Below are 6057 nucleotides of genomic sequence, written 5' to 3' on the forward strand. Positions count from 1 at the left end.
GTCGACCTCCGCCTCCGCGGCCCGGAGGAGCTCCCGGAACCGTGCGACGGTTCGTCCGGCCTCCTCGAGGCGCTCCACCTCCACCTCGACGGCGGCCAGCGAGGATCGCCTGGCGGAGTGGGCGGCGGAGTGGTGTGCGTGCTCGGTCACCGCGGCATCGAGTTCGGACAGCCCCGCCCTGGCGTCGTCCAGTGCCGTGCGTGCGTCCGCGAGCCGGGTCTCCGACCGCGCGAGCTCGCCGGTGGGCTCCCCGCGTCGTGCCGTCAGGTAGCGGTGACGTTCCTCCGCGACCCGGGTGACCAGTGTGTCGTCACTCGTGGGAGCGGCCCCGCCGGCCGCGGCGTCCAGGGCTCGCCGCAGCGACTCCATCCCCTTGCCCGCCTCCACCTGACCGATGGGTTCGTCCTGGGCGATACGCAGCGCTCTCCACAGGGACCTGTCCACCCGGCGGTCCAGGAGGTCCCGCACGTAGTCGTGGGCGTCGTCACCCGTCAGCGCCACCTTCGCGGACTCCGGGAACTCGAGTGACGTGCGCTTGCCGCGCACGAACTCCTTGCGGTACCGCATCCGCTCGCGGTCGATCGTGAACTCGGCCTCCACCACCACCGGGACGTCACGCCCCACAGGGCTCGCGGCCTTGATCTCCGCTCGGCCGGAGGAGGCCTTGTGTTCGAGGAGCATCTCCAGTGCATCCATGAGGCTCGTCTTGCCCGATTCGTTGGGGCCCTCGATCACGAAGACCCCGCGGGGGGGCACCTGCACCTCCTCCCGGTCGACGCCTCGGAAGTCCTCGATACGCAGCCGGTGCAGGATCACCTCAGGCCTCCGTCCACGAGCCGGTATAGCAGACTGAGCGCATTGCCGGCGTCCTCCGAGTCCGATCCGTTCGACGCCGCCTTCTCCACGAGATCCTGAACCGCGCGCCCGGCATAGCCGTCCACGAGGTCGGTGAAGTCCGAATCCTCCGCGCGGACCACCAGGTGGGTGAGCCGCTCTCGCAGGTATGCGGCCGCGAACAGCTCCGCCCACGTCTCCAGGAGATCGTCGATCCTCGCACGCAGGGCCACCCCGACGGTCCCGGTGAGGCCCAGCTTGAGGACCGTCCTGGGTTTGTCCTCGATCGCCTCGATCCGCTCGGCGAGGGCGTCGAGGTCCGACTCGGTCTCGATCTCCGCGGTGATCGCGAGGAAGGACCACCGTCCGGTCCGGATGGGTGTCACCACACAGTCACCCCGGCCGCCGGTGGGGCTCCGCGTCCCGAGCTCGACGAGCAGAGCCTGACCGGACGCCCTCTCGACGTCGTCGAACGCCGTGGTCTCGGGGCTCCCCGAGAACCAGATCCTGTCGCCGGCACCGACACGGGTGACCGAGTGCCTGTCGCCGAGGGCCACGTAGTCCAGGTGTCCCGACCCGACGGCGCTCTCGAGCTCCGCGACGCGGATCGCCTCGACGGACGGCGAGTCACCGCCGTAGACCTCGTCGGTGCCACCGTGCGCGACGAGGATGCGCAGGGAGTCGGTCGGGCCCAGGTCGGCGAGCAACGCGGGGAGACGGGCGGGATCCGGGCGCTTGGAGGTCCACGGGACCCCCACCACCTCGACCCCGGGGCGTATCTCCACGGGCTCGGAGTCACAGATGACGGTGACGGCCCCGCCGTCCACGGCCGAGGAGAAGTCCCGGCACCTCAGTACCGACGACACGTCCAGCGGATCGTGGTTCCCGGGGAGGATCAGTACAGGTACCGGGAAGGCCGCGAGAACCTCCGCGGCACGGAGCACGACCGATCGGGGAACGGCGTTGTCCTCGAACGCGTCGCCCGCGACCACGACGAACTCGGCGCCGTGCTCGAGGGCGATGTCCCCCAGCGACGCCACCGCGGCGAGCCGGTCCGCCGTGTACACCGCCTGTGACTCGGTCCCGAGGAATCGCCGTGTCATCCCCAGCTGCCAGTCGGCCGAGTGGAGGAATCGGATCGTGTCGCCGTCCCGTCGCCTGTCCATGGCCGCATCGTAGGTGGGGGCTCCGACAGTGCTGCGGCGGGATTCGCCGACCGGGTGGATCACGGGCGCTGATCCCCCGGCCGATACCGGCTGAACGCGTCGAGGAAGTCCTCCAGGTCGGCCACCACCCGCAGTTGTTCGAGTGGATCCCCGGTCGCGGCCGCGGCGAGTCTCCTGGTGACCGGTGCGTCCAGGAGATCCTCCAGACCCGCCGGGGCGGTGGTGGGGACGGCGGGGAGAAGTGGATCCCGGCCCCACAGGCTCTCCTCCACGTCGAAGGCGACCGCGCCGACGTCCCCGTCCGCGGTCCCCCCCAGCACGGCGCCCACCGTCTCGGCCCTCAGTCCCCGGAGTGCGAACATCACCTCCGGGGTGGCGTCCCACCACTCCACGAGCACGTGGGCGGCGGACAGCACGTGTCGACACGGGCCCGGCTGGACCGGGCACCGGCACGAGTACCGGGTGGCGCCGTGGACCGCCGGGAGCAGGAGGAATCCGACCGTGTCGGAGAAATCCCCGGAGAGCGCGCCCAGCACTCCTCCCTCCTCGCGGCGGAGCGCCGTGCGGAGCGCGTCGGTGTCCGTGGCGTCGAGCGGGGCGAACTCGAACTCCACGGAGAACGGGTCCGGTTGACTGCCGTCGACGTCGCACCGCACGATGCGGCCGGAGTGCTCCAGGGAGAGCACCCTGCCGTTGCGCGCGTCCTTGCGGCCGAGGAACGCCTCGCCGCGGCTCACGCCGGATTCGAGGTCCGAGGACCACCGCCGACTCCACATGTGCGACCCGAACGGACCCGCCTTGGACCTGGTGGGGATCCCTCCTCTCCCGCTCACGTCTCGTCCGTCCCCTCGTCGGTCAGCGCGACGAGTGAGGCCAGATCGGCGTCTGTCAGTTCGGTGAGCACACCCGCGAGGGGGCCGAGCGTCAGATCCGCCAGCTCGCGCTTGGACTCGAGCAACTCGTCTATCCGGTCCTCCACCGTCCCGGGCGCCACGAGGTTCCGCACCTGGACCACCCGGGTCTGCCCGATCCTGTGGACGCGATCCGTCGCCTGGTTCTCCACCGCGGGATTCCACCACCGGTCCAGATGCACCACGTGATTGGCCTCGGTCAGCGTGAGCCCGGTCCCGCCCGCCCGGAGGGAGGCGAGCATCAGCGGTGGGCCGTCCGCGCTCTGGAACTCCTCGACCATCGAGGCCCGACCACCCGCGGTGACACCGCCGTGGAGGAACGGGACCCCGGTCGCCGCCCGGCGCTCCAACAGCGGGATGATCAGATCTCCGAAGGCACGGTACTGCGTGAACAACAGGACCTTCTCCCCCGCGTCGAGGATCTCGGTGAGGACCTCGTCCAGTGCCGCGAGCTTTCCGGACCGGTGTCGCCCACCCCGCAGCAGCGAGGACCCGTCGCCGAGATAGTGCGCAGGATGGTTGCACACCTGTTTGAGCGCGGTGAGACCGGACAGGATCGCACCCTTGCGGGCCGCACCCTCGGAGTCCCTGACCTGCTCCATCATGTCCTCGACGACCGCCTGGTACAGGGTCGCCTGTTCACGGGTCAGTGGTGAGTCGACCCTGATGTGTTGCTTGGCCGGCAGATCCGCGGCCACGAGCGGGTCCGACTTGAGTCGGCGCAGGACGAACGGGGCCGCCAGGGCACGCAGCCGGGTGGCCGCGGCCTCGTCTCGGTGCGATTCGATGGGGACCACGAACCGGGCGCGGAAGGTACTGGCCGACCCGAGCAGCCCCGGGTTGGCGAAGTCGAACACCGCCCGTAGTTCGTCCAGCCTGTTCTCCACCGGGGTCCCGGTGAGCGCGATCCGGTGCCGCGCGGGGATCGATCTGATCGCCCGGGACACCGCGGTCGCCGGGTTCTTGACCGTCTGCGCCTCGTCCGCGACCAGACGCCGCCACCTCACCCCGGTGAGCAGGTCGACGTCACGAGCTGCGGTGCCGTATGAGGTCAGGACGAGGTCGGAGTCCGCCATCTTCTCGGCCGCGCCCTCACCTCGGTCCCGACCCTGTCCGTGATGGACGTGGACCCGGAGGTCCGGCGCGAACGTCGACGCCTCCCGGGCCCACGTGGCGACCAGGGTGAGCGGCGCCACCACCAGTGTCGGTCCGGACCTCCCGGCCGCGTGTTCGACCGCGGTGAGCGCGAGCACCTGCATCGTCTTGCCGAGACCCATGTCGTCGGCCAGGACCGCCCCGGTATCGGCCCGGGAGAGCGCCGAGAGCCACCTGACACCGTCCAGTTGGTACGGACGCAGGGTGGCCCGGAACCAGTCCGGGAGCACGACCGGGGACGACGACGAGGGGATCCAGTCGAGGGTGCCCGGCGACCGGACCTCGACTCCCTCCGCCTCCTCGGACATCAACGCCCCGACCAGAGCGGGTGCGGTCGTCCGCTGGCCACGCCTGGCGGCGAGGAAGCGGGCCGCCCGCCGGAGCGCACCCGGGTCCGCCCGGACCCACTGGCCGCGGAGCTTGACCAGGTCCGACGCGGCGTCGAGCAACATCCGGGCCTCGGTGGCGTCCAACGGGTTGTCGTCGACCACCAACTCCCAGTCGACGTCCGCCAGCTGTTCGAGGCCCAACCGGTGCCCCGAGTCCACTGACTCGGTCCCGGGCTCCTTGACGGCCAGCCTGACCGCTGTCCTGATCCTGGTCCAGGCCCTCGGCAGCAGGACCTCGACCCCGCGGCCCCGGAGTGCCTCCACCCCCTCGTCGACCAGGTCGACCACGAGATCGGTCGGCAGGAGCAGGTCGGGAACACCGGCCGCCTGGGTGGCCCGCGTCAGCGGCGGCCACGAACGGACGGCCCGGTCGACCACGTCGCGAACCGGTCCGTCCACGGAGGAGGTGTCGTCGAGGTCGGAGAACGGGCGGAGCGAATCGGCGCCCGTCCGGACCAACACCTGCAGCCGCCAGAGCACACCGGGATCCCGGGACCGCTCCCCCGGCGAGTCGTCAGCCGGGTCGTCGTCCACGGCGTGGCCAGGCGTCGCGGCGCGGTCCACCTCGGCGTCGTCGGAGGGTTCGACCACCCGGAACACCACCTCGACGTCCTTCGCGGCGGCCGCCCGGCCGAACTCCCGGACGGCATCGGCCAGGCCCTGACCGCCCGAGGTCACCTGACCACCGGTGACCAGTGCGTCACCGAGATCACTGTGGCGGTCTGCCGCCAGGGGTGCCAGCGCGGTGCGGGCGTGGTGGTCCGCCAGCTCGGACAGCAGCCGGACCAGCTCCTCGCGGGTGGCGACCAGCCCGTGGCTGCGCTGGAGGCTCTCGGTGGTCCACGCCCCGATCACCGGTGAGGCGACCAGATCCCAGGACGCCTCCCACGCCCCGTCCCTGCGGGTGAGACACGGGACCACGTGGCCCGCGGCCACGAGCGCCGCGACACCCGCGGACAAGGCGGAGAACGCCCGTAGTCCCGACCCGACCCACGTGTCCTCGGCCCCGAGGAGTCGACACAGGTCGATCGCGGCGCCGACGGAGATCCGGATCCCGGGCACCGTCGCCGATCTGGCCCTGCCGTCCACGACGGCACGGATGCCGATCCGGTGGGACAGCTTGTAGCCGGAGAGGAACTCCACCACCGCATCCGGGGCCCCGGCACGGCCCACGGCCGTCACCGCGGCAGCCGGCGCCACCGAGTGCGGTCGACGCAACCCCGTGTCGCACCACAACCCCACGACCCCGGACTGCCACACGGCGTGGAGACGGGGATCGGCGGACTGGGTCACGACGACATGTAAGCACGCCCGTCCGACACGGCACTCCGGTGCGGTGCCGGGCCGGGGCCCCGACGGCCCTTCCACACCCCGGTTACCCACACCCCCGGCTCCTCCACAGGCCCGGGACCGGGACCACCGTCTGACGGCCTCCGGGGGCGTGGGGCCACCCATAATCGCCCCGTGACCGACCACGTGCCCGCCGGACCCCGACCCGGGGCATCCGGGCGGGTCGTCCCCCCGGTCGGCCCCAGGGCACTCGGCCTCACGCTGGCGATCGTGGCGGCGATCTGCGGCGTGATGTGGTGGGGCGACCCGCGG

4 protein-coding genes are annotated in these 6057 nt (G+C 71.7%); all 4 read right to left on the bottom strand.

Annotated features, from left to right (window positions below; translation table 11 throughout):
* Positions 1–816, bottom strand: an 816-nt coding sequence (locus G6021_RS11635) for an AAA family ATPase (protein ID WP_182641342.1), incomplete at its 3' end; no start/stop codon positions are given.
* The gene (locus G6021_RS11640) at positions 813–2000 is read right to left on the bottom strand and encodes a DNA repair exonuclease (RefSeq protein ID WP_182610263.1); all 1188 of its coding nucleotides are present in this window, start codon (positions 1998–2000) and stop codon (positions 813–815) included. The genes G6021_RS11640 and G6021_RS11635, both read right to left, overlap by 4 nt.
* Before the next feature lie 59 nt (positions 2001–2059).
* A complete protein-coding gene (locus G6021_RS11645) occupies positions 2060–2833 on the bottom strand; it encodes a hypothetical protein (protein ID WP_259848322.1) in 774 nt (257 codons plus the stop codon).
* A complete protein-coding gene (locus G6021_RS11650; protein WP_182610264.1) occupies positions 2830–5748 on the bottom strand; it encodes an SNF2-related protein in 2919 nt (972 codons plus the stop codon). The genes G6021_RS11645 and G6021_RS11650 overlap by 4 nt, the downstream gene beginning before the upstream one ends.
* Between the last annotated feature and the right edge of the window lie 309 nt (positions 5749–6057).

It is taken from the genome of Dietzia sp. CW19, assembly GCF_014145265.1.
GTDB lineage: Bacteria > Actinomycetota > Actinomycetes > Mycobacteriales > Mycobacteriaceae > Dietzia > Dietzia natronolimnaea.

Excerpts from the sequence above, each read along its gene's own strand:
- G6021_RS11640 (WP_182610263.1), bottom strand. The coding sequence starts at position 2,000 with ATGGACAGGCGACGGGACGGCGACACGATCCGATTCCTCCACTCGGCC.